We start from the raw sequence: 21,994 nt of genomic DNA, 5'->3' as shown, positions 1-21,994 counted from the left end.
CCCTAAGAAACCTCACGCTCATGTTACTCATCGTCCTGGCTTATCTTGGCGGCGCGCTCACCATCCTGAGCCCCTGCATCCTGCCTGTGCTCCCCTTCGTGTTCTCGCGGGCGGATCAACCGTTCGTGCGTAGCGGCCTGCCTCTGCTTGCCGGCATGGCCATCACCTTCGCGGTAGTCGCGACGCTCGCCGCGGTAGGTGGCGGCTGGGTGACGCAAGCGAACCAGTATGGCCGCTGGCTTGCTGTCGCCTTGCTGGGCATCTTCGGCCTGACCTTGCTGTTGCCTAGCTTCGCCGAGCGCCTGATGCGCCCGCTGGTCAGCGCCGGCAACCGGCTCTCCGAATTTGCCCAAGCCGACGGACAACAAGTGCGCGCGAGCTCATCGTTTCTGCTGGGTATTGCCACCGGTTTGCTGTGGGCGCCGTGCGCCGGCCCGATTCTCGGCCTCGTGCTGACGGGTGCAGCACTGCGCGGCGCAAGCGTCGGCACGACGCTACTGCTGGTCGCTTACGCGGTCGGTGCAGCGACATCGCTGGCGGTGGCCTTGCTGATCGGCGGCCGCGTGTTTGCCGCGATGAAACGCTCGCTTGGCGCGGGCGAGTGGATTCGCCGGGGTATTGGCGCTGCGATGTTGCTGGGTGTTGTCGCGATCTCATTGGGACTGGACACCGGCGTGCTGGCGCGTGTATCGACGGTTGCAACGGGTGGCATCGAACAGAAACTGGTGGACCGTCTTTCAGGCGGTTCGATGCCTGCGAAGCCGGTGAACAATGACGCGGCCACGCCTGCCCAGACCACCACGGCAACCGATGCCGCCGCCGCACCCGCGATGATGCGTGCAGCTGCGAGCGTCGAGGCGCCGCTGCCCGTGGAAGGCGAATTGCCGCCGCTGTCCGGCGCCATTCAGTGGCTCAATTCGTCGCCGCTGACGGCACAGGATCTGCGTGGCAAGGTGGTGCTCGTCGACTTCTGGACTTACTCGTGCATCAACTGTTTGCGCTCGCTGCCTTACGTGAAAGCGTGGGCGCAGAAGTATCGCGATCAAGGGCTAGTGGTGATCGGCGTGCACGCACCGGAGTTTGCATTTGAGCGCAACGTGGACAACGTCAAGCGGGCGACGCACGATCTCGGTATCGACTATCCGGTTGCGATCGATAACAACTACGCCATCTGGCGTGCGTTCGGCAACCAGTACTGGCCGGCGCATTATTTCGTCGATGCCAAGGGGCAGATTCGCTTCCACCACTTTGGCGAAGGCGACTATGCGCATTCGGAACAGGTGATCCAGCAGTTATTGGCAGAAGCCGGTCACGCGAGCGCCGCGGCGATGGTCAGCGACACCTCGGCAAAGGGCGTGCAAATGGCCGCCGATAACACCGACATGCTGTCACCGGAAACCTATGTGGGCTACGAACGCGCCGAGAACTTTGCTGGTCGGGGAGGCGAGCCGCATGACCGGGTTCACGCGTATGCCGCACCGGCGCAACTCGCGCTCAACAACTGGGGCCTTGCGGGTGCATGGAAAGTGGGCGCGGAGCAAGCGACGCTCGCGGCATCGACGGGGACCATTGTGTATCGATTTCATGCACGCGACCTGCATCTCGTGCTGGGACCTGGAAAGGACAACAAGCCGGTGAGGTTTCGCGTCAGCATAGACGGCGCTGCGCCGGGCGACGCGCACGGTACGGATGTGAAGGCCGACGGCACCGGCACGGTGACTGAGCAGCGCTTATATCAGCTGGTGCGCCAGACAGGTGACGTAAAGGATCGCACCTTCACCATTGAATTCCTGGACCCCGGTGTCGAGGCGTATGCGTTCACGTTTGGGTGATTCAGTGCGCTTGCGGCTTCATGCGTCGTTGAAACGATAGATCAGCAGGCGGCCTTTATATGCGGCGGTATCGTCGAAGGCGATGCGATCCAGCCGTTCCTCGCGCATTTGAAAACCGCGTTCGCCCATTTGGCGGTTGAACGCGGCACGATTACCCCGGTCGGGGTCTACGATCCAGACCTCGGCTGTGGACGATGCATGCAGTCCGATGAACGCCGCGAGCGTCGCGTTGGCATCGCGTTCATAGAGCAGGTCGCTGCCCATGATCAGGTCGAAGCGACCGTCGACGATATGGCGTCCTGCTTCGTCTTTCAGTGTGTCTTCGAGCTCGGGGATGGACCAGTTGCCGTGCCGGTATTTCATGGGCGGCAGATGGTTCAGGCGCAGGTTTTCTTTCAGGAAGTCCGCGGTCAATGGATGACAATCGCTGGCGGTCACATCTGCACCGCGCCGGTGTCCGACGAGACTTGCCAGCGCCAGTCCGCAGCCGATTTCGAGAATTCGTTCACCGACCAGGACTGGCCGTAAGGCGAGGCGTGCGGCGAGGTGTGCGCCGGACGGCCACAGCATGCCGAACAGCGGCCACATGGCCGAAGAGATGCCGATTCGTTCGGCGTCGCCGGTGGGATCGGAGAATTGCTGAAGGTCTAGCAGCGAGCGGATGATCAGGTCGTCGACGCCCGCGACGGCGATGTTTGTTGCTTGGTCAGGTAACCGGGCATTAAGGGCGCGCGGTGTTGGGTCGCGCTGGGGGAAGGGGGGATAGTATGCGCTCTTTTCGGTTTCGTTCGCGCTCGGGCAGGGATTTCGCGCGGCGCTGAGTAGTGGGCGAACGCCCCCTCCGCGTTTGTCCCTATCGCAAACGCCCCGCGCTCACTTCAATAATGTAATCCATTACATTCGCGGGCAGCGGGTTGAAACAAATGACAGATTCGTTTCGCACCGCCGATGAAATCTCGATCTCCGACGTCGCGTTGAAAGCGGGCGTCTCCGTCGCCACAGTGTCCCGCGTCCTCAACGGTCACACCAATGTCCGCGAACCAACCCGCGACAAGGTTCTCGCGGCAGTCGCGGCCAGCGGCTATCGCGTCAATGAACTCGCCCGCAATTTGCGCACTGCGGAAAGCCGCATGTTGCTCACCATGGTCCCCGACTTCGGCAATCCGTTCTACGCGGCCATCGTGCGCGGCATCGACAGCGTCGCCCGCCAGAACGGCTATTTCATGCTGCTATGCGATACCGGCGCCGACCCCGGCCGCGAACGCAGTTACTTCGATCTACTCCGCGGCCGCCGCGCCGACGGCGCAATCTGCCTCGATCCCGCCGCCGTCCAACAAGCACTCGCCGAAGAAGCGGCCACGTTGCCCTGGGTCGCGTGCTGCGAATTCGACCCCGCGGCGGGCGTGCCGTACGTAGGCATAGATAACTTTCAAGCCGCCGGCGACGCCGTACGCCACTTGCTCAGCCGGGGCCACCGGAAAATCGCGCTGATCAATTCGGGCCACGGATATTTATATAGCCGCCAGCGCGCAGAAGGGTATCGCGATGCGCTGAGCGCAGCCGGTGTCGACGCCGATCCTGCCTGGCACATTGATCTCGATACCCTCGATTACGCAGCCGGCGAAAGCGCCGCACGCAAGCTGACACGTCTGCGCCGTAACCGGCCAACGGCAGTGTTCGCCGTATCCGACACGCTCGCCATCGGCGTGATCAACGGCCTGCGCGGCGCGGGCCTGCGCGTGCCGGACGACATGGCGGTGATGGGTTTCGACGATATCGCCGTCGCCGCGCAAATCGATCCACCGCTCACCACGGTTGCCCAACCCATGCGCGAACTCGGAGAAACGGCCGCGCGCCTGCTGCTCAAACGCCTGCGCGAACCGAACGCGCATGTGCCCGGCGTGCTCCTGCCGCACAAGCTGATGATACGAAGGAGCGCGTGATCATGAGCCTGGCCGTCAGCTTCGATAACATCGAAAAACAGTTCGGACCGGTTCGCGTGCTGCATGGCGTGAGCTTCGATCTCGTCCCCGGGCGCATCTACGGGCTGCTTGGCGAGAACGGCGCGGGCAAGTCGACGCTGATGAAGATCCTGGCCGGCTATGAACGCCCGACGGCGGGCACGGTGTCCATCGACGGCGTGCTCAAGACCTTCGACAGTTCCCGCGATGCCGAAGCCAAGGGCATTGTGCTGATCCATCAGGAACTGAACCTCGCGGATCATTTGAGCATCGTGCAGAACATGTTTCTCGGTCATGAAAAGCGGCGCGGTCTCTTCCTCGATGAACCCGCCATGCGCGAAGCGGCAAGCGCGCGTCTCGCCGATGTTGGCCTGCACAAGCACCCGGATACAAGAGTGCGCGACGCGACCTGATTGTCGCGGAAAAACAGCTCGTTGAAATCGCCAAGGCGATGCTGCGCGATGCACGCCTGCTGATCATGGACGAGCCGACAGCCACGCTTACGCCCGCTGAAACGCAACGTCTGTTCGCCTTGATGGCGCGGTTGAAAGAAGACGGCGTGACCATCGTTTATATCTCGCACAAGCTAGACGAAGTCGAGCGCGTAACCGACGAGATCATCGTGATGCGCGACGGCCGCTTCGTCGCACGCGGGCCCACTGCGGCGACCACGCGCCAGCAGATGGCGAACCTGATGGTTGGGCGCGAAGTGTCCGACATGTTCCCCGACAAACCCGCGCTTGCCGCCGACGCTCGCGTCGCGTTCAAGGTCGATAACGCCTACGTGCCGGGCTGGGCCGAGAACGTGAGTTTCTCGGTGCGGGCGGGCGAAGTGTTCGGCTTCGCGGGACTCGTGGGTGCGGGGCGCACGGAACTCTTCGAGGGCTTAATCGGCCTGCGGCCACGCACTGCGGGACGCATTACGCTCGACGGCGAGCACATCAACCCGCGCAATCCCCGTGACGCGATGAAACACGGCATCACTTACTTGAGCGAGGACCGGAAGGGGCGCGGCCTTCACGTCGACATGGCCTTGAAAGACAACCTCACGATGATGACGCTCGAACGCTACGCGCATCCACTACTCGACGCTCAAGCGGAACGCGATGCGCTGAAAAAGGCGGTCGGCGACTTCGGTATCCGCACCGGCAATCTGGCGAGCCGCGCGCGGATGTTATCGGGCGGCAACCAGCAAAAGCTCGCGCTCGCCAAGTTCCTGCATCCCGACCCGCGTGTGGTGGTCCTCGACGAACCCACTCGCGGTGTCGACGTCGGTGCAAAACGTGACATCTATTTCCTGATCCACGCGCTTGCAGCCGAAGGCCGTGCGGTGATCGTCATTTCATCAGAACTGATTGAGCTGATCGGCCTGTGCCATCGCGTGGCGGTGATGCGCGGAGGCCAGCTAGTCGCCACGCTCGGCGAAAACCATCTGACTGAAGAGAGGTTGATCGCGCATGCGACCGGCACACACTGAAGGCGTTGAAGGATCGAGCCGCTTAGGCGGTTTCGCGCGGCGGCTGCACGGCGTCGGGCCACTGCTCGGGCTGGTCGCGCTGTGCATTGGCGGCACGCTGCTGAACCCGGATTTCGCCACCTTCGACAACGCGATGAACGTTCTCACGCGAACCTCCTTCATCGGCATCATCTCGGTGGGGATGACCTTCGTGATCATCTCGGGCGGCATCGATTTGTCGGTCGGGTCGATGGCCGCGCTGATCGCGGGCAGCATGATCTGGATCATGAATGCGCTCGCGCACGGCATGGGCGGATTTACTTTCGCGCCACTCGCCATCATCGCGATCGGGATCGTTTTAGCCCTTGTTTTAGGAGGTCTTTTCGGTTGGGCTCATGGCCTGCTCGTGACCAAGGGACGCATAGAACCATTCATCGTGACACTGGGGACGCTCGGAATTTTTCGTGCAGTGCTGACCTGGCTCGCAGACGGTGGCGCGCTGACGCTCGACAACAATTTGTCCGATCTCTATGGCCCCGTGTATTACGCGAGTCTCTTCGGCATACCTGTGCCTATCTGGGTGTTTCTCATCGTCGCGGCGGGCGGTGTGGTCGTGCTGAATCGCACGGTGTTCGGGCGGCATGTGCAGGCCATCGGCTCGAATGAACAGGTGGCGCGTTATGCGGCTATTCGCGTGGATACCGTGAAGATCGTCACGTACGTGCTGCTCGGGCTTTGCGTGGGTGTTGCAACGGTGCTGTACGTGCCGCGCCTCGGATCTGCAACGCCTACTACCGGCCTGCTATGGGAGCTTGAAGCGATCGCGGCGGTGGTCGTTGGCGGGACCGCGCTCAGGGGTGGGGAAGGGCGTGTGATCGGCACGGTGATCGGCGCGATTTTGTTGTCGGTGATAGCAAACATCTTGAATCTCACCAGCATTATCAGCGTGTATCTCAATGCGGCAGTGCAGGGCGCCGTGATTATCTTCGTAGCGTTTTTGCAGCGTGGACGTCGTTGAAGTGTGTTCGAACCGTGCCCTCGAAATACTGTCGGGCGCCCGTCATAACAATGGAGACACAGCATGAAAAACATTCTTCGCGCACTCGGCGCATTAACGTTGGCGGCGAGCGCCGTCTCGGCTATCGCCGCCGATAAAGTCACGCTCGGCGTAGCGATTCCAACCGCCACGCATGGCTTTACCGGCGGCATTGTGTGGTGGGCCAACGAGGCTAAAAAAGAACTCGAAAAGGCGCATCCCGACCTGAAGATCATCATCAAGACGGCGGGCGGCGCGCCGGAACAAGCCAACCAGTTGCAGGATCTTGTGACGGTGAACAAGATCAACGCGCTGGTGATTTTCCCGTTCGAATCGGCGTCGCTGACGCAGCCGGTGGCGCAGGTCAAGAAGAAGGGCGTGTACGTGACGGTGGTGGATCGCGGGCTGACTGATACGAGCGCGCAAGACGCGTACGTAGCGGGCGACAACACCGCATTCGGCAAGTTGCCGGCGGAGTATCTGGCGAAGACGATGGACGGCAAAGGCGATATTGTCGCGTTGCGCGGCATCCCGACCACGCTTGATAACGAACGCTGGGCCGCGTTTGAATCGGTGATCAAGCAGCATCCCGACATGAAGGTCCTCGACGCGAAATACGCCAACTGGAATCGCGACGATGCGTTCAAGGTGATGCAGGATTACCTCACGCGCTTCAAGCATATCGATGCAGTTTGGGCGGCCGACGACGACATGATGATCGGCGTGCTGAAGGCCATCGATCAGGCGAAGCGTACGGACATCAAGCAGGTCTTCGGCGGCGCGGGATCGAAGGAGGCGGTCAAGCGGATCATGGACGGCGACAAGCTGGTCCAGGCGGATGTTTCGTACTCGCCCAAGTTCATCTACGACGCCATCAAGCTCACCGCCGAAGCGCGTTTGAAGGGAGAGAATTTGCCGGCTACGACCATTATTCCTTCGGTGTTGATCACGAAGGAGAACGCCAAACAGTTCTACTATCCGAACTCGCCGTTCTGAGTTCTTGGCGCTTGAAGACAGATATGTTTGCGGATCGACGCTCATGAAAACCATCAAAGGCCCGGCCATTTTCCTGGCGCAGTTTCTCGGCGACACGTTGCCCTTCGACAATCTCGCGCATCTCGCGGGTTGGGCGAAGGGACTGGGTTACGAAGGCATTCAGGTGCCGTGCGATCCGCGGCTGATCGACCTCGAGCAAGCTGCGAAGAGCGATGCCTATTGCAACGATCTGCGTCGTGTAGTGGATGACGCTGGCGTGTGCATCACGGAGTTATCGACGCATTTGCAGGGGCAACTCGTCGCGGTTCATCCCGCTTACGACACGCTCTTCGACGGCTTCGCCGCAGCGCACGTTCGCGGCGATCCCAAGGCGCGCACGGCTTGGGCGATCGAGCAGGTCGGGTTCGCGGCGGTGGCGTCGAAGCGCTTGGGGTTGCGCGCGCATGTGACGTTCTCAGGCGCGCTGGCGTGGCCTTATTTGTATCCTTGGCCGCAGCGGCCGCAAGGTCTGGTGGAAGCTGCGTTCGATGAGCTGGCGCGGCGCTGGCGTCCGCTGCTGGATGCCTTCGACCAGGCTGGCGTGGATGTTTGCTATGAGTTGCATCCCGGTGAAGATTTGCATGACGGCGTGACGTTTGATCGTTTTCTCGCCGCAGTGGACAATCATCCGCGCGCAAACATTCTCTTCGACCCCAGTCACTTCATGCTGCAGCAACTGGACTACCTTCAGTTCATCGATATCTATCATGAGCGCATCAAGGCCTTCCATGTGAAGGACGCGGAGTTTCGCCCCAACGGCCGACAAGGCGCGTACGGCGGTTATTCCGGCTGGGTGGATCGGGCGGGGCGGTTCCGATCGCTTGGCGACGGGCAGATCGACTTTGGCGCGATCTTCTCGAAGATGGCGCAATACGACTTTCCAGGCTGGGCAGTGCTTGAATGGGAATGTGCGTTGAAGCATCCTGAGGATGGCGCGCGGGAAGGAGCGGCGTATATCCGCGAGCATATTATTCGCGTGGCGGATCGCGCCTTCGATGATTTCGCTGGCAGCAGCGCGAACGGTGAGGAGATACGGGAGCTGTTGGGGATAGACCGTTAAACGATCGCCCATATAGTTTGTTTCACGGGCGAGCTGGGCTAACTGGGACCGATCAGGCTAAAGCTCGTCACGTCGATCAGCGTACGCGGTTGGCGACCTGGACGCAGGCGCCCCGCGATCCGAACGAAGGTGCGATCGTCAAGGTGGGTGGCAACTGCTCTCGCATACTGTTCCTGATCGGGTACGACGCGTGCCTTGATGGTCTCGTCGTCGCGCAAGAGCAGCGCCACGACTACCTCGCCGGCCCGATTTCCTTCAATATCGAATTCCCCGTTCAGATGCTCGACCGTTCCGATGAATACGTCGTCGCGGTCACGCTCGACCGCACGTAATTCGCGGCGCACTTCGTCGATCCGCCCGAAGTAATCGCTTTGAATCCTGATGTTCTCACCGGCCGCGACGTTCTGCGGTAACGCCACAGTTGTTGCCCACCGAAACGACATATCGATGTTGTTGCGCATGTCGTCATTGTGAAGACGGGTGAGCGCTTCGCAAAGATTTGACGAAACGATAGGCGAATCCGCCAGCTTTTGCGAGTCTACAAAGCTGGTTAGCGTGTCCGATTCAATGGCATCAACGAGTTGGCGCACGCCATTTCTGGCGGTTAGCATGGTCATGCGAACGAACGACTCGTTCATATGGGTGAGTGCGGAAGGCGTTTCCATAGCGTCGACGGGACACGACACGCGGACCACGAAGCTGCCTCGCTCGGTATGCCCGAACCGCGCATGGCCTGCAAGCTGCGTGGCTTCCCCCTGTGCAGACGCGGATGATGGGTCTGCGGACGCAATACAGTACATGCCGAAGCGAGCAGGACCTGCTCCGCGCCTAGCAGCAACGAAGCGGCAAACGACAATGGCAGGCCGTCATCCACAGAGCCGCAGCTCGTCACGCGATAGTACATGGAGTCGTCGCGCGAGATGGCAGCGAGTTGAATCAGATCGGCCAGCTTCATACCCTGCAGGTCTGCGAGCTTGGACAAGGCGAGCTCACACGCCTCGGCGTAGTCTGGCGCATCTTGATCCATGGGAATGACGATCTGCCGCCGCGGCAAGGCCGCGTGCTGCAGGACCTAAAGACCGTCCACAGTGCCATCGGGCAGCGACTGCCAGCCCAGCGATTTCACGAAGTCACGCAGGCTAGCCGGTGACAAGCCTTTAAGCGCCATGAGGAACCCGATGAGCAAGCGCTCGATAAGCAGGAATTTCGTGGCGCGAGATGCTCGCCATGAGTTGCATGAGACCCGCTCCGTCGAACACTTGGTTCTTTGGAATTCTTACCGTGACGCCTGCGTGGTTGTTGGTTGGTGGAGCGCCGCGCAGACTGACCCAGTACGCGCATTTTCGCAGCACGAGCTGCTCCTGTGAGTGTGTTAGCCAGTCTTCCGCTTTCGGCGGCAGGAACAACACGGCCAGTATCTGCGGCGACGCGTGCGTTACACGGCGCAAATCGTCGTATTGCTGGGTCCCGAACAGGAAATAGGACAGTGATTCGCCGTCGTCGAACGGTGTCTTGACGCTTGCCTTCAACTGGACCTTGACGTCGACTTCGGTCAGGCAGCCGCCATTCGGAAACGGCTCCCAACCGGTGAGCACGGCATCGATCCCGGCATTGTCGTCGTGTCGGTTGCTCGTCTTGCAGTTGACGCCCGCATGGGATGCAATGGCATGGAGGTAAGCGTAGCTCAACTCCGATTCCCGATTTAATGCTGACAGCGTTGTTGCCATGGTCTTCCCGCGATTCTGTTGTCCATCGACAGGAAAGGATAGTGGCAAAGACGGTTATTCGACTTGTGGAAAAATTCGCCGCGACAAAATTTGATAATTCGACTCAAGGAAAATGAAAACGCCGACGCTAAAGCGTCGGCGCAAACTACCTAAAACACCGCTCGCCTCTCAGCGACTTACGACCAATCCGCGTGGAAACTTCCCTTCTTGTCCACGCGTTCGAACGTATGCGCACCGAAGAAATCGCGCTGCGCCTGCACCAGATTAGCCGGCAGCGTTTCCGACCGGTAACTATCGTAATAAGCCACCGCCGACGAGAACGCCGGCACCGGCACACCTGCCTTCACCGCCGCCACGACCACATCCCGCAACGCGCCCTGATACTTCGTCGCGATGTCGCTGAAATACGGATCGAGCAGCAAGTTATGCAAGTCGGCGTTGGTCTTATACGCGTCCGTGATCTTCTGCAAAAAGCCCGCACGAATGATGCAACCCGCCCGGAAGATCTTCGCGATCTGCCCATACTGCAGATCCCACTTGTACTCCTCCGACGCCGCGCGCAACTGCGCAAACCCTTGTGCATACGAAACAATCTTGCTCAGGAACAACGCACGTCGCACGGCTTCCACGAACGCATCGCGGTCACCATCGAACTTCGGCGAAGGTCCCGTCAACTGCTTGCTCGCCTCAACGCGCTGATCCTTGAGCGAAGACAGCACGCGCGCAAACACGGCTTCCGTAATCAGCGGCAGCGGTGCGCCGAGATCAAGCGCGTTCTGGCTCGTCCACTTGCCCGTGCCTTTTTGCGCGGCGCGGTCGAGAATCACATCAACGAGATACTTGCCCGTTTCCTCGTCCTTCTTCGAGAAAATCTTCGAGGTGATCTCGATCAGGTAACTATCCAGTTCACCCTTGTTCCACTCGACATAAACTTTTCCCAGCTCTTCATTCGTCAAGCCTGCCACGCGCTTCAGCACGTCGTAGCTTTCGGCGATCAACTGCATGTCGCCGTACTCGATCCCGTTGTGCACCATCTTCACGTAATGTCCCGCGCCATCCGGGCCCATGTACGCCACGCACGGCTCGCCATCCGGCGCTTTCGCGGCGATCTCGGTGAGGATCGGGGCTACCAGGTCGTACGCTTCCTTCTGGCCGCCCGGCATGATCGACGGACCTTTCAACGCGCCTTCTTCACCACCCGACACACCCGTGCCGATGAAGTGCAGCCCCGACTTCGCGAGGTCGGTGTTGCGGCGGATGGTATCGGTGAAATGGGTGTTGCCGCCGTCGATCAGGATGTCGCCCTTGTCGAGCAGCGGACGCAGCGAGTCGATGGTGGCGTCGGTGCCCTGGCCGGCCTTCACCATCAGCAGGATGCGGCGCGGTTTTTCGAGAGATTCGACGAATTCTTCCAGCGTGTACGAAGGCACAAGCTTCTTGTCGGGATGCTCGGCCATCAGGTCGTCGGTTTTCTCGCGGCTGCGGTTGTACACGGAAACCGCATGCCCGCGGCTCTCGATGTTCAACGCCAGGTTGCGTCCCATGACGGCGAGGCCGACAACGCCGATTGCTTGTTTGCTCATGTTTCTCTCCGAATGACCGAAGCGCGGGCGGGCTCGTGGCAGCACACGCGACGGATGCGATTTGTCAATTGGGGCGGTGCCCGCGACGGCGTTCCAGACAGGCTTTCGCGCGAGGAAACGCTGGCAAAAGCCGCACGGAAAACACGCGTTTCCGCGGCCCGGCTGGCTTCCTCGCGTGAACGCCGCGCGGAACGCGCAGACGGAGCGAGATTACCACTTTGACACGGGGCTGGCAGACATCGCGCGCTTGCGCACGACCGGGCAGCGCGCGGGCAGCACATTCGGCGCCGGTCTAGAATGAGCGTCCGCAGCCCGTTTCAGGCGTGGCGCGACTCGCTTCGACCAGGAGAAAAAACAGGGCAACCGCATGGCGCTTCGGAAGAAGACTCACCCAAAGTCCCACCATTACCACGTCTACGTGATCGAACTCGCCGATACGGTCTGGAACGAAGCGCGTTTCCGGCGCGCGAATCCGGATTACGTGCTGGGCATGCCGTTCGTGTACGTGGGCATGACGGGCATCGATCCGGACGTTCGTTTCGACAAACACAAGGCCGGCATCCAGTCGAACCGGTATGCGCGGGAATTCGGGCTGCGCCTGTTGCCGCGGCTCTACGAACTGTATAACCCGATGCCGTACGAAGGCGCGCGGGAGATGGAAGTGGAATTGGCAATCGGCTTGCGAGAAGCCGGGTACGGCGTCTGGCAAGCGTAAATCAAGGCAGGCTTAAACAAGGCGGCGCCGGCGCTACTCGCGCCGGGTGTTCTTATCAGACTAAATGCAAGGAGCAGGACATGCGGATTCTGGTGGTGGGTGCAGGTGCGATAGGCGGCTACTTCGGCGGGCGGTTACTCGACGCCGGCCGCGACGTGACGTTTCTCGTGCGTGAACGGCGTGCCGCGCAACTGGCGCAAACGGGCCTCAACATACGCAGCCCGAACGGCGATCTGTCGATAGCAAAATCGCCCGTCGTACTGGCGAAAGACGTGCGCGAGCCGTTTGACCTGATCCTGCTCAGTTGCAAGGCTTACGATCTTGACGGCGCAATCGAGTCGATAAAAACGTCGGTCGGACCCAACACCGCCATCCTGCCGATGCTCAACGGCATGCATCACCTGGACGTGCTCGAAGCGCAATTCGGCGCGGACCGCGTGCTCGGCGGGCAGTGCATCGCAGCCGTGACGCTGGACGCGGACGGCACGGTCGTTCACTTGAACAACGTGCATTCCATGGCGTTCGGCGAGCGTGCCGGCGGCATCCCGGCGCGCATCGAAGCCATCTCGGCGCAGTTGTCGGGCGCGAATTTCGATGCCGTCGCCAGTCCCGACATCATCCAGTCGATGTGGGAAAAGTGGGTGTTCCTCGCGACGCTCGCGGCCGGCACGTGCCTGATGCGTGCGCCGGTCGGCGACATCATCGCGGCACCGGGCGGACAGAGACTGATTCTCGATCTCTTCGATGAAACCCGCGCAATCGCAGCGGCAAACGGTTTTACGCCGGGAGAAGCGGCCGTCGCGCGCGCCCGCGCGATGTTCACCGAGACCGGCTCCACGATCACCGCGTCTATGCTGCGCGATCTGGAAAACGGCGCGCGGATCGAAGCGGACCATGTCGTGGGCGATCTGATCGCGCGTGCCAAAGGCGCACAAGGCGCGGTAGAAACGCCGATCCTCTCGACGGCCTACACGCATTTGAAAGCTTACGAATCGCGTCGCGAACGTGGCGGCGTGAAGGCTTCGTAAGACGAAACCGGCGATGATGACGACGGGATGGATGCCGGCATAGCATCTCGTCGCTTAAAAGAATCCCCATGCCAGGTTCAATGCTTTGAAGCAGCAGCCATAAAGCGTTACGCTTTGCGCTTTCCAAAAGCAACGTTCGCCGAACCATGCATGAACATGTCTTGCAAGAGCCGCTCGCTCCGCCCACTGTCGCGGAAATTTTCATCGGTTTCCTGACGCTCGGACTGACTGCGTTCGGCGGCGCGCTGCCGCTCGCACGGCGCGAGCTCGTCGAGCGGCGCAAGTGGCTCAGCCCCGACGAATTCACCGATCTGCTCGGCCTGTGCCAGTTTCTGCCGGGCGGCAACGTGATCAACCTCTCGGTTGCGGTCGGCATGAAATTTCGCGGCCTAGCGGGCGCGCTGGCTGGTTTGCTCGGGCTGATCGGCGGGCCTTCGCTGATCGTGATCGGACTCGGGGTGCTGTATCAGCGCACTCACCAGGACCCGCACATCCGTCATTTATTCGCGGGACTGGCTGCTGCTGCGGCAGGTTTGCTGGTGTCGATGGCGATCAAAGTGGCGTGGCCCCTGCGTCGCAAACTGTGGATGGCGCTCATCGCAGCGCTGGCGTTCGTCGCGATCGCGCTGCTGCGCCTGCCCTTGTTGCCGGTCATGCTCGTGCTCACGCCGGTGTCGATTTTCATCGCGTCGAAGGTGAACCGGGAGGTGCAGCGGTGAGTGCGATGAATCATGATCTCGTTTCGCTTGCAGCCATTTTCAGCCAGCTTTCGCTGCTCGCATTCGGTGGCGGCAATACTATCCTGCCCGAGATGCAGCGGCAGGTGGTCGAGGTCCATCAGTGGATGTCGAAGGCGGATTTCTCCGCGTTGTTCGCGTTAGCGCAAGCGGCGCCCGGACCGAACATGATGATCGTGACGCTGGTCGGCTGGCACGTGGCCGGTTGGCCGGGCGTGATCGTGACGTCCATTGCAAAGTTCGGTCCGTCGTCGGTTGTGACCGTTGCCGCGACGCACGCCTGGGAGCGCTTCAAGGCGCATCCGTGGCGACGATTTGTCCAACTCGGCCTCGTCCCGATGACAGCAGGCCTGGTCGCGGCGAGCGCGGCGTTGATTGCCGAAGCGTCGGACACCCAATGGGTACTCACGGCCATCACGGCGGTTATTGCGTGGCTGTCGTTCAAGACGAAGCTGCATCCGCTATGGTTGCTGGCCGCGGGCAGCCTGATCGGGCTGACAGGGTTCGGGCAGTTCTAGGCAACGCTGAGTCTTCTGCACGCAAGACGCTTGCCGGTTCGCCACGATCGTGCAAAGGTCACGTCAAGCGCGTCAGGCCGTTGCTGAATAGAATGGCTGGAATTCCGCTTCGAGGAGAAAAAGCTAATGCCGATGACCACGGAATTCGCACGGACGGCGCCGCCGCGTGCGGATATCGATGCATTGCAGGGACCGACCGTGATCGAGTTCGGCACCTCCTGGTGCGGCTATTGCCGCGCTGCACAGCCGCTGATTGCGGAGGTTTTCCAGGATCACGCGGACGTCAGGCATCTGAAGATCGAGGACGGCAGCGGCCGGCCGCTAGGCCGGTCTTTCCGGATCAAACTCTGGCCCACGCTGATCTTCCTGGACAACGGCGTCGAACTCGCGCGGGTCGTGCGCCCGAAAAATATATCGGAAATTCGCAATGCCTTCGCGCTGATCGACCATCCCGTCTCGCCGTGACGAGGGTTTTTACCGATCATTCCCGGGCGCTGGGTCCGCGAATATCATCGTTTTGAAAGGGGGCAACGGGCAGCGCGACAACCGGGCGCGAGAGTTGCGCACCCGGTCTTGCGCACCGCTCCGGCGATGTCCACCCGCGACCTCATCCGCCTGAGTGACAGCGTCTGGGCATTGCCCTGACCAGCAGGAGGTTCACCATGCCCCGCTTCGCCGCCAACCTCACGATGATGTACAACGAGCACGCGTTCCTCGATCGTTTCGGCGCGGCGGCGCGTGACGGTTTTAGGGCGGTCGAATTCCTGTTTCCCTATGAATTTCCGCCGCCCGAGATCAAGGCCCAGCTAGTGGATAACGGCTTGAAGCAGGTGCTCTTCAACGCGCCGCCGGGCGACTGGACCGGTGGCGAACGCGGTCTCGCTTCGCTGCCGGGACGCGAGGAAGAGTTCAGGCGCAGTATCGAGATTGCGCTCGACTATGCCGCGGCGCTGGGCAACGACCGGTTGCATGTGATGGCGGGATTGATCGGACCGCAGCAATCGCGTGAACTGCATCGCGACGTGTATATGAAGAATCTCGCGCTGGCCGCGAGCATGGCGCGGGCGGCGCGCGTCACCATTGTGATCGAACCGATCAATACGCGCGATATGCCCGGTTTCTTTCTAAACCGGCAGGATGAGGCGCAAGCTATCTGCGAAGAGATCGGCGCGCCAAACCTGCAAGTCCAGTTCGATTGTTACCACTGCCAGATCGTGGAAGGCGATCTCGCCGTCAAGCTTCGCCGCGACATGAAACGGCGCAATGCGGGTATCGGCCATATCCAGATTGCGGGCGTGCCGTACCGGAACGAGCCCGATACGGGCGAAGTGAATTATCCGTACCTGTTCGATCTCATCGATTCTCTGGGTTATAGCGGCTGGATCGGCTGCGAGTACCGGCCGCGCGCGGGCACCTCCGACGGCCTGGGATGGATCGCGCCGTATCGTCATACCGGTCGCGCATCATGAGGGCTCCCAGCCTGAAACTTTCCATGCGAAACGGCAGTCCACGGCAAAAAGCGGGGTCTTTTGCGCCTCGTGTAGCCCGGTTTGTTTTTGTCACTCACCGCGTAGATCGCTGCCTGCGAGACGCGCTGCTTTCAGGAGAGTTCACATGCAGATCACCGGAGAAATGTTGATCGGTGCCACGGCGGTGCGCGGGAAAGATGCCACGCTGCATGCCTTCGATCCGGCGCGCGGCGTCGACCTGCGGCCCGCTTTCGGCGGTGGCGGCGCGAAGGAAGTTGCCCGTGCGGCCGATCTGGCCGAGCAGGCGTTCGATACTTATCGGCTTGCACCGCTCGAAACGCGGGCGCAGTTTCTGGAAGCGATTGCGGAGAACATCGTTGGACTCGGCGGTACGCTGATCGAACGCGCACAAGCCGAATCCGCGTTGCCGAAAGCGCGGCTCGAAGGCGAGCGTGCCCGTACGGTTGGGCAACTGAAACTGTTCGCGTCGCTCGTGCGTGAGGGCCGCTGGCTTGCCGCCACGCTCGATTCAGCGCAGCCCGAACGCAAGCCCTTGCCGCGTCCCGACTTGCGCTTGCAGAAGATTCCCGTTGGACCGGTTGCCGTGTTTGGCGCCAGCAATTTTCCGCTGGCGTTTTCGGTCGCCGGTGGCGACACGGCTGCGGCGCTCGCCGCTGGCTGCCCGGTGGTCGTGAAGTCGCATCCCGCGCATCTTGGCACCTCGGAGCTGGTTGGGCGCGCCATTCAAAAAGCAGTGGCCGATTCAGGTTTGCCTGAAGGCGTGTTTTCGCTGGTAGTCGGCGCGGGCAACGCCATAGGCGAAGCGCTGGTGGCGCATCCCGCGATCAAGTCGGTGGGCTTCACGGGCTCTCGGCGGGGCGGTCTTGCGTTGATAGAGATCGCGGCTAAAAGGCGCGAGCCGATTCCCGTGTTCGCCGAGATGAGCAGCATCAACCCGCTCTTCGTGCTGCCGGGCGCGTTGGCGGCGCGGGCTGAATCGCTGGCAAATGGTTTCGTCGATTCGGTGACGCTCGGGGTCGGCCAGTTCTGTACGAATCCAGGTCTCGTGCTGGCGCTGGAAGGGCCGCATCTGCAAGCGTTTATTGACTACGCGGTGAGCGCATTCGAAAAGAAAGGCGCTCAGACGATGCTGACCCCGGGTATCGCTACGGCCTATGAGGAGGGCATCGCGCGGCGCGTTCAGTCGGGCGTCGAGCGGGTCGCGACCGGGGCCGAATCCGATGCGTCATGTTCCGCGTTGCCCGCGCTTTATACCGTCAGCGCCGAGAAATTCCTCGACACGCCGCAACTCGAAGACGAGATTTTTGGACCTACGTCACTGATCGTGATTTGCCGGAGCGAAGATGAGATGCTTGACCTCTCGAAGCGCATTGAAGGCCAGTTGACGGCGACGCTGCAAATGGAAAGCGACGACGTTTCGCTGGCACGCCGCCTCTTGCCCATCCTCGAACGCAAGGCCGGGCGGATTCTGGCAAACGGCTTTCCGACGGGCGTTGAAGTATCGTATGCCATGGTGCATGGCGGTCCGTATCCCGCCACCTCCGATAGCCGCGCGACATCGGTCGGTGCGATGGCGATCGAACGATTCCTGCGTCCGGTGTGTTATCAGGACCTACCGTCGGCATTGTTGCCGCTGGCCCTTCAGGACGACAATCCGCTAAGCCTGTGGCGTCTGCGCGATGGTGAGCTCGGACCCAACTAAAGTTGAATCCAACAAGGAGATGAAAACAGATGGAGCGCCGTTATCCCGATCCCGCTGTCCGTGTACTCGATCCGCGTTTTAACGCGTTGCGTGTCGGCATGGCATCGGTTGAATGTTTGTACCAGGGGGCTCGCTGGTCGGAGGGCCCGGTCTGGTTTGGCGATAGCCGCACGCTGGTATGGAGCGACATCCCGAACAACCGCATGCTGCGCTGGGACGAAGAAACGGGCGAGGTCCGCACGTTCCGCAAGCCCTCGAACAATGCCAATGGCAACACGCGCGACCGCGAAGGACGGCTCGTCACCTGTGAGCATCTCACGCGTCGCGTGACGCGCACCGAATACGACGGTTCGATCACCGTGCTTGCCGATCAGTACAACGGCAAGCCGCTCAATTCACCGAACGACGTGATCGTTAAATCCGATGGCTCCATCTGGTTCAGTGACCCGACCTTCGGTATCGACGGCTTCTATGAAGGCGAGCACAAGGAGTCGTTGCTGAAGCCGGCGGTGTATCGCGTGGATGGCAAGAGCGGCGAGATCACGATGATGGTCGACACGCTTATTGGCCCGAACGGACTGGCGTTTTCACCGGACGAGTCGGTGCTTTATATCGTCGATTCGCGCGCGACGCCGCGCAAGATCCTCGCCTTCGATGTCGCAAGCGATGGCCATACGCTGACGAACCAGCGCGAGCTGATCGATGCGGAGCAGGGCACGCCTGACGGTTTTCGCGTGGATGTGCACGGCAACCTGTGGTGCGGCTGGGGCATGGGCAGCGACGAGCTGGACGGCGTCAGGATCTTCACGCCGCAGGGTGAAGCCATGGGACATATCGCGCTGCCCGAGCGTTGCGCCAATGTGTGTTTTGGCGGCCGTTATCGCAACCGCTTGTTCATGGCAGCGAGTCACGGCCTGTACTCGCTTTACGTCAACACCCAAGGCGTGAGCGGCGGTTAAGACCTCATTGCGGCGCGCGTTTTTCCATCAGCTTTTCCGGCTGAGCAGGCACGACAAAACCGAAACGAGCGTATAGCGTGTGAGCGCTCGTGGTCGTCAGCATCATCTTGCGCAAGCCCTGCAAATCCGGATGCGCCAGCACGCATTCCACCAGCCATGTGCCCAGGCCGTCGCGTTGACGGCCTGGAAGCACAAATACATCGGCGAGATACGCGAAGCTCACGGTATCCGTGATCGCGCGTGCATAACCGATCTGCGTGTTGTGATGGAACAGGCCGAACGCCAGCGAATGTCTTGCGGCGCGCTCGACCTTCTCGCGCGAGATGCCGGGCGACCAGTACGCGACCTCGCTCAAGTAGCGATGCACGACATTGAAGTCGAAGGTGCCGATGTCAGTCGTGACGCGATAATCCTCTCTGGACCATTCTGTCACCATCAACGCACCTTGTAGATACGGCCGGTTTCAAGGCCTTCCACACTGCGGCTATACGCCAGCGCAACGCGCGCACCGGATGCTGCTTCGAAGCCGCGGAAGTAAGGACCGAACGCTTCACGTGCTTCTTCCAGCATGGTCGCGTTCACGACGTTGATACGCAGGCCGCGCGGCAATTCGATCGCGGCACCTCGCACGAAACCTTCAATCGCGCCGTTCACCGCTGCGGCACTTGCGCCGTATTTGATCGGCTCGTCGCCCACGATCCCGCTTGTCAGCGTGAACGAGCCGCCGTCGTTCAGATATTGTTGAGCAACCAGCACGAGATTGACTTGGCCCATGAGCTTGTCGTCAAGGCCGATGCGGAATTGCTCGGGGGTCATCTGTGAAAGTTCGCCGAAGTGCACATGCCCAGCGGCGGCCACGATGGCATCGACCTGACCAATCGATTTGAACAGCGCATGGATGCTGTCGACCTTCGTCAGATCGACGCGATGCGCGCCACGGGTAGCACCGATTTCGATAACGTCGTGACGCGGCTGGAATTCGGAGAAGACGGCGCGGCCGACTGTGCCGGTTGCACCAATGACGGCAATTTTCATGAGAGGCTCATCGAAGAAGAAATGGGCTCTCATTGTGCGTTTTACGGGCCGCTTGAACAAGCGGCCCGAGGGGTCATCTCAACGGGTCCGGTGAGCCGCATCCGGCGAGAGCAGGAAGATCGATGCCGCCAGCTTGCACACGAGCACCGCGCCGGTCACCAGCGCCGCGGCGGGGAAGGCCCGCCATTCGGCGCCGAGCATCGGCGCGACCAGCACGACCGACGCGAATCCGAGCACGACGGTGATCCAGCGCGCCCATTGCAGGCGGAACGCTACGCAGACATACAAGCCGCCCATCAATGCACGCGATACAACCAGTGCAGCGACAGGTTCGCTGGGACCCGCGATCAGCGCCAATCCCATCTCGGCCCACGATAAGGCGTACGCAACGCCAAGACAGACCAGTGCAGCGGACAGCGCTTTCTCGCGCCATGGTCCGCGCACGCCGCGCGTGGGCCGTGCGGCGTCGTTCGGATACGTGTTGGTTGAGTTCATGCTGGTCCCCGGTCGCTTAACTTCTGCGATGCATCGCGCTGCATTCGTCTTGCATTTGTGTGGTATGCGGGAGCTTTATGCATGGCTTATGCCAGGTTGCTTCGACGCTGGGAACATCGCTTGCTTTCAATCCCTTCGAGCCCCATGGCGACGGCGATTTGCCTGAAGAAAGGCCAACTCGCCTTTCCTGGCTTCAAGGTGAAACGCCTGCACACGACGCCATGACATTACAACGATACTGCACGCGATGGCAGGCTTTACACAGTCTACCGACCAGGAGCGAACCTGAACGAAGAAAGCCGCACGGAAGTTCGTGCGGCTTTCTGTCTTTCAACTGGCTGACGCCGCGTTCTTCTCGTTACGTCCTGTCATTTCTCGCGGCGCTGGATTTCGATCAGGCGCGACGGCCTGACATGATTGATGGCGAAGTGCCTGCGTCCTCGCAAGCTGTAACCGCGGGGATCGCGCTCGACGAATTCATACTGCCGCTCCACTTCCTCCACGTCCGGCGCGACCATGCCCTTATCAACAACACTGAAGCCTTCCTCTAATGCCAGCGCCAGGCCGTTACGCGCTGGGCGGCTATCGAAACCGCCCAAGCCATCGCCTTGTTCATAGCGTGCGTTCACAAGCGATGCATTCACGCCGACAAACGCGTCGGGATGACGCGTGATCAGTGCTTCGTCGCGCGTGGCGTCTCTATTTTTCCCGTCGGCGTCGACGGTATCATCCAGCGTGTCGTCGTTAAGAACGTCCATTGCCCGAGGAGTGACATCGGTTTTGCCGAGCGGCCCGGCATGCTGCAGCGATGAATCCGGCGCTCCGCCGCCCGCTTGTCCGAGCCCGGCCTCGCGTCCCGCCGCTGTCGCCGCCACATCGCTGGGCCTGGCTTTAACGGTTTCGGTTTCAGGCTTCTTCAGCGGACTGTCGGCCGCGCGCTCCGTTTGTTTCTCCTGCGATTCGTTGTTCGGTGCGTTGTCCATTTTGCTCCGCCTCATTTCGGTTCAACAAAGAAACATCACGCAAGAAACATTCCGGCGCATAAAACCAGGTTGGAATAAACCGCGGGATAAAACATCAGTAAATGTTCTAAGCCGAATTGATTTTTTTCGGCCCAACGAGGGTTTTCTCAAGAGTATGATTTGTTGTTCGCGAGGGCAGCGTGCGCCACCGGACGGCCTCGTGCCGCTTGCCGGATTCGCGCGTTTCAAAGCGAACGGGAGACGACCATCGCGAATCAAGCGAGGCACTTAAAATCAGGGTGACTCATGCAATTAGACGCTGCATTTTCACATCGCGGCTATTTACTCAATTGTGCGCCGGCACGCCAGGGCGACGGCTGTTTTCAGCCCTACGTGGTTATCTCGCGATCGAGCGACGGTGAGCTGGTGGCCAATCGGTTCTTTCCTGCCGACCTGCGCTTCGGCAACGCCGACGAAGCCATCGCGCATGCTCGCGACTGGGCGGTCCGATGGATCGATGCCAGCCACGTAAAGGTCGATCCCAAGTCCTGAGCGCGTCTGAGCGCGTTTCCAGTACAGGCGGCGGTCTTGCAGAAAAACGGTTAATCTCGGGGCATCGTTTAGATCGTGCCGCTCAACGCGGCGTCATCCGCCCAAGCCCCC

At 61.0% G+C, this 21,994-nt stretch carries 23 protein-coding genes and 1 pseudogene; 15 read left to right on the top strand and 9 right to left on the bottom strand.

Annotated elements, in window-relative coordinates:
* Positions 1–20: 20 nt before the first annotated feature.
* Positions 21–1,832, top strand: coding sequence for a cytochrome c biogenesis protein DipZ (locus EOS_RS13180; protein ID WP_047847078.1), 1,812 nt, complete (start codon positions 21–23; stop codon positions 1,830–1,832).
* Positions 1,833–1,850: 18 nt separating this feature from the next.
* Here the strand turns inward: EOS_RS13180 and EOS_RS13175 are convergent, their stop codons facing one another.
* The gene (locus EOS_RS13175; RefSeq protein WP_326972920.1) at positions 1,851–2,420 is read right to left on the bottom strand and encodes a class I SAM-dependent methyltransferase; all 570 of its coding nucleotides are present in this window, start codon (positions 2,418–2,420) and stop codon (positions 1,851–1,853) included.
* A gap of 335 nt (positions 2,421–2,755) precedes the next feature.
* Here EOS_RS13175 and EOS_RS13170 point away from each other — a divergent pair, with 335 nt between their 5' ends.
* The 5 genes and pseudogenes from EOS_RS13170 to EOS_RS13150 all read left to right on the top strand — a co-directional run bounded on the left by EOS_RS13170 (position 2,756) and on the right by EOS_RS13150 (position 8,380).
* Positions 2,756–3,775 (top strand): LacI family DNA-binding transcriptional regulator, encoded by a 1,020-nt coding sequence (locus EOS_RS13170; protein ID WP_047847077.1) that lies wholly within the window; start codon positions 2,756–2,758, stop codon positions 3,773–3,775.
* 2 nt (positions 3,776–3,777) lie between these two features.
* Positions 3,778–5,270 (top strand): annotated as a pseudogene (locus EOS_RS13165) (sugar ABC transporter ATP-binding protein).
* The gene (locus tag EOS_RS13160; RefSeq protein WP_047847076.1) at positions 5,251–6,267 is read left to right on the top strand and encodes an ABC transporter permease; all 1,017 of its coding nucleotides are present in this window, start codon (positions 5,251–5,253) and stop codon (positions 6,265–6,267) included. The pseudogene EOS_RS13165 and the gene EOS_RS13160 overlap by 20 nt, the downstream one beginning before the upstream one ends.
* Before the next feature lie 63 nt (positions 6,268–6,330).
* On the top strand, positions 6,331–7,281 hold the full coding sequence (locus tag EOS_RS13155) for a substrate-binding domain-containing protein (protein WP_047847075.1): 951 nt from the start codon (positions 6,331–6,333) through the stop codon (positions 7,279–7,281).
* A 43-nt stretch (positions 7,282–7,324) separates the two neighbouring features.
* Positions 7,325–8,380 (top strand): sugar phosphate isomerase/epimerase family protein, encoded by a 1,056-nt coding sequence (locus EOS_RS13150; protein WP_047847074.1) that lies wholly within the window; start codon positions 7,325–7,327, stop codon positions 8,378–8,380.
* A gap of 38 nt (positions 8,381–8,418) precedes the next feature.
* On the opposite strand, the gene EOS_RS13145 is transcribed toward EOS_RS13150, so the two are convergent.
* From EOS_RS13145 to gndA, 4 genes are all read right to left on the bottom strand, one after another.
* Positions 8,419–8,997 (bottom strand): hypothetical protein, encoded by a 579-nt coding sequence (locus EOS_RS13145; RefSeq protein ID WP_152693116.1) that lies wholly within the window; start codon positions 8,995–8,997, stop codon positions 8,419–8,421.
* Between the two features lie 17 nt (positions 8,998–9,014).
* Entirely contained in the window at positions 9,015–9,407 is a 393-nt protein-coding gene (locus EOS_RS13140; RefSeq protein ID WP_152693115.1) for a hypothetical protein, read from the bottom strand.
* Positions 9,408–9,537: 130 nt separating this feature from the next.
* Complete coding sequence (locus EOS_RS13135; protein ID WP_160312495.1) at positions 9,538–10,068, bottom strand: DUF4365 domain-containing protein; 531 nt, start codon at positions 10,066–10,068, stop codon at positions 9,538–9,540.
* Between the two features lie 215 nt (positions 10,069–10,283).
* Positions 10,284–11,690 carry an NADP-dependent phosphogluconate dehydrogenase gene (gndA, locus tag EOS_RS13130; protein WP_047847070.1) on the bottom strand — a complete coding sequence of 469 codons (1,407 nt, stop codon included), beginning with the start codon at positions 11,688–11,690 and terminating at the stop codon, positions 10,284–10,286.
* A 367-nt stretch (positions 11,691–12,057) separates the two neighbouring features.
* Here gndA and EOS_RS13120 point away from each other — a divergent pair, with 367 nt between their 5' ends.
* The 8 genes from EOS_RS13120 to EOS_RS13085 all read left to right on the top strand — a co-directional run bounded on the left by EOS_RS13120 (position 12,058) and on the right by EOS_RS13085 (position 18,839).
* Positions 12,058–12,405 carry a hypothetical protein gene (locus EOS_RS13120; RefSeq protein WP_047847068.1) on the top strand — a complete coding sequence of 116 codons (348 nt, stop codon included), beginning with the start codon at positions 12,058–12,060 and terminating at the stop codon, positions 12,403–12,405.
* An 80-nt stretch (positions 12,406–12,485) separates the two neighbouring features.
* Positions 12,486–13,433 (top strand): 2-dehydropantoate 2-reductase, encoded by a 948-nt coding sequence (gene panE, locus EOS_RS13115; RefSeq protein ID WP_047847067.1) that lies wholly within the window; start codon positions 12,486–12,488, stop codon positions 13,431–13,433.
* 146 nt (positions 13,434–13,579) lie between these two features.
* On the top strand, positions 13,580–14,152 hold the full coding sequence (locus EOS_RS13110) for a chromate transporter (protein ID WP_047847066.1): 573 nt from the start codon (positions 13,580–13,582) through the stop codon (positions 14,150–14,152).
* Positions 14,153–14,157: 5 nt separating this feature from the next.
* On the top strand, positions 14,158–14,688 hold the full coding sequence (locus tag EOS_RS13105; protein ID WP_047847065.1) for a chromate transporter: 531 nt from the start codon (positions 14,158–14,160) through the stop codon (positions 14,686–14,688).
* A 126-nt stretch (positions 14,689–14,814) separates the two neighbouring features.
* Positions 14,815–15,153: a thioredoxin family protein gene (locus tag EOS_RS13100; protein WP_047847064.1), complete on the top strand. Its 339-nt coding sequence runs from the start codon at positions 14,815–14,817 to the stop codon at positions 15,151–15,153.
* A gap of 197 nt (positions 15,154–15,350) precedes the next feature.
* Positions 15,351–16,157 (top strand): 2-oxo-tetronate isomerase, encoded by an 807-nt coding sequence (gene otnI / locus EOS_RS13095; RefSeq protein WP_047847063.1) that lies wholly within the window; start codon positions 15,351–15,353, stop codon positions 16,155–16,157.
* Between the two features lie 145 nt (positions 16,158–16,302).
* Positions 16,303–17,880: an aldehyde dehydrogenase (NADP(+)) gene (locus EOS_RS13090; RefSeq protein WP_047847062.1), complete on the top strand. Its 1,578-nt coding sequence runs from the start codon at positions 16,303–16,305 to the stop codon at positions 17,878–17,880.
* Positions 17,881–17,909: 29 nt separating this feature from the next.
* Positions 17,910–18,839 carry an SMP-30/gluconolactonase/LRE family protein gene (locus EOS_RS13085; RefSeq protein ID WP_047847061.1) on the top strand — a complete coding sequence of 310 codons (930 nt, stop codon included), beginning with the start codon at positions 17,910–17,912 and terminating at the stop codon, positions 18,837–18,839.
* 4 nt (positions 18,840–18,843) lie between these two features.
* Here the strand turns inward: EOS_RS13085 and EOS_RS13080 are convergent, their stop codons facing one another.
* From EOS_RS13080 to EOS_RS13065, 4 genes are all read right to left on the bottom strand, one after another.
* The gene (locus EOS_RS13080; protein ID WP_047847060.1) at positions 18,844–19,275 is read right to left on the bottom strand and encodes a GNAT family N-acetyltransferase; all 432 of its coding nucleotides are present in this window, start codon (positions 19,273–19,275) and stop codon (positions 18,844–18,846) included.
* Complete coding sequence (locus tag EOS_RS13075; RefSeq protein ID WP_047847059.1) at positions 19,275–19,874, bottom strand: short chain dehydrogenase; 600 nt, start codon at positions 19,872–19,874, stop codon at positions 19,275–19,277. The genes EOS_RS13080 and EOS_RS13075 overlap by 1 nt, the downstream gene beginning before the upstream one ends.
* A gap of 78 nt (positions 19,875–19,952) precedes the next feature.
* Entirely contained in the window at positions 19,953–20,369 is a 417-nt protein-coding gene (locus EOS_RS13070; protein ID WP_053063865.1) for a hypothetical protein, read from the bottom strand.
* Positions 20,370–20,737: 368 nt separating this feature from the next.
* Positions 20,738–21,352: a DUF3005 domain-containing protein gene (locus tag EOS_RS13065; protein ID WP_053063864.1), complete on the bottom strand. Its 615-nt coding sequence runs from the start codon at positions 21,350–21,352 to the stop codon at positions 20,738–20,740.
* 285 nt (positions 21,353–21,637) lie between these two features.
* On the opposite strand from EOS_RS13065, the gene EOS_RS13060 reads away from it, so the two are divergent.
* Complete coding sequence (locus tag EOS_RS13060; protein ID WP_047847057.1) at positions 21,638–21,883, top strand: hypothetical protein; 246 nt, start codon at positions 21,638–21,640, stop codon at positions 21,881–21,883.
* Positions 21,884–21,994 lie beyond the last annotated feature (111 nt).

This window comes from Caballeronia mineralivorans PML1(12), assembly GCF_001028175.1.
Lineage (GTDB): Bacteria > Pseudomonadota > Gammaproteobacteria > Burkholderiales > Burkholderiaceae > Caballeronia > Caballeronia mineralivorans.
This window is presented reverse-complemented; position numbering and strand designations above follow the sequence as displayed.

What these genes read in the sequence shown, in the direction of transcription:
- EOS_RS13110 (WP_047847066.1), top strand. Translation starts at nt 13,580, where the DNA reads ATGCATGAACATGTCTTGCAAGAGCCGCTCGCTCCGCCCACTGTCGCG.
- EOS_RS13140 (WP_152693115.1), bottom strand. Translation starts at nt 9,407, where the DNA reads ATGGATCAAGATGCGCCAGACTACGCCGAGGCGTGTGAGCTCGCCTTG.
- EOS_RS13070 (WP_053063865.1), bottom strand. Translation starts at nt 20,369, where the DNA reads ATGAACTCAACCAACACGTATCCGAACGACGCCGCACGGCCCACGCGC.
- EOS_RS13075 (WP_047847059.1), bottom strand. Translation starts at nt 19,874, where the DNA reads ATGAAAATTGCCGTCATTGGTGCAACCGGCACAGTCGGCCGCGCCGTC.
- EOS_RS13150 (WP_047847074.1), top strand. Translation starts at nt 7,325, where the DNA reads ATGAAAACCATCAAAGGCCCGGCCATTTTCCTGGCGCAGTTTCTCGGC.
- EOS_RS13060 (WP_047847057.1), top strand. Translation starts at nt 21,638, where the DNA reads ATGCAATTAGACGCTGCATTTTCACATCGCGGCTATTTACTCAATTGT.
- gndA (WP_047847070.1), bottom strand. Translation starts at nt 11,690, where the DNA reads ATGAGCAAACAAGCAATCGGCGTTGTCGGCCTCGCCGTCATGGGACGC.
- EOS_RS13090 (WP_047847062.1), top strand. Translation starts at nt 16,303, where the DNA reads ATGCAGATCACCGGAGAAATGTTGATCGGTGCCACGGCGGTGCGCGGG.
- EOS_RS13155 (WP_047847075.1), top strand. Translation starts at nt 6,331, where the DNA reads ATGAAAAACATTCTTCGCGCACTCGGCGCATTAACGTTGGCGGCGAGC.
- EOS_RS13105 (WP_047847065.1), top strand. Translation starts at nt 14,158, where the DNA reads ATGAATCATGATCTCGTTTCGCTTGCAGCCATTTTCAGCCAGCTTTCG.
- EOS_RS13065 (WP_053063864.1), bottom strand. Translation starts at nt 21,352, where the DNA reads ATGGACAACGCACCGAACAACGAATCGCAGGAGAAACAAACGGAGCGC.
- EOS_RS13100 (WP_047847064.1), top strand. Translation starts at nt 14,815, where the DNA reads ATGCCGATGACCACGGAATTCGCACGGACGGCGCCGCCGCGTGCGGAT.
- EOS_RS13145 (WP_152693116.1), bottom strand. Translation starts at nt 8,997, where the DNA reads ATGACCATGCTAACCGCCAGAAATGGCGTGCGCCAACTCGTTGATGCC.
- EOS_RS13180 (WP_047847078.1), top strand. Translation starts at nt 21, where the DNA reads ATGTTACTCATCGTCCTGGCTTATCTTGGCGGCGCGCTCACCATCCTG.
- panE (WP_047847067.1), top strand. Translation starts at nt 12,486, where the DNA reads ATGCGGATTCTGGTGGTGGGTGCAGGTGCGATAGGCGGCTACTTCGGC.
- otnI (WP_047847063.1), top strand. Translation starts at nt 15,351, where the DNA reads ATGCCCCGCTTCGCCGCCAACCTCACGATGATGTACAACGAGCACGCG.
- EOS_RS13170 (WP_047847077.1), top strand. Translation starts at nt 2,756, where the DNA reads ATGACAGATTCGTTTCGCACCGCCGATGAAATCTCGATCTCCGACGTC.
- EOS_RS13080 (WP_047847060.1), bottom strand. Translation starts at nt 19,275, where the DNA reads ATGGTGACAGAATGGTCCAGAGAGGATTATCGCGTCACGACTGACATC.
- EOS_RS13120 (WP_047847068.1), top strand. Translation starts at nt 12,058, where the DNA reads ATGGCGCTTCGGAAGAAGACTCACCCAAAGTCCCACCATTACCACGTC.
- EOS_RS13160 (WP_047847076.1), top strand. Translation starts at nt 5,251, where the DNA reads ATGCGACCGGCACACACTGAAGGCGTTGAAGGATCGAGCCGCTTAGGC.
- EOS_RS13085 (WP_047847061.1), top strand. Translation starts at nt 17,910, where the DNA reads ATGGAGCGCCGTTATCCCGATCCCGCTGTCCGTGTACTCGATCCGCGT.
- EOS_RS13175 (WP_326972920.1), bottom strand. Translation starts at nt 2,420, where the DNA reads ATGTGGCCGCTGTTCGGCATGCTGTGGCCGTCCGGCGCACACCTCGCC.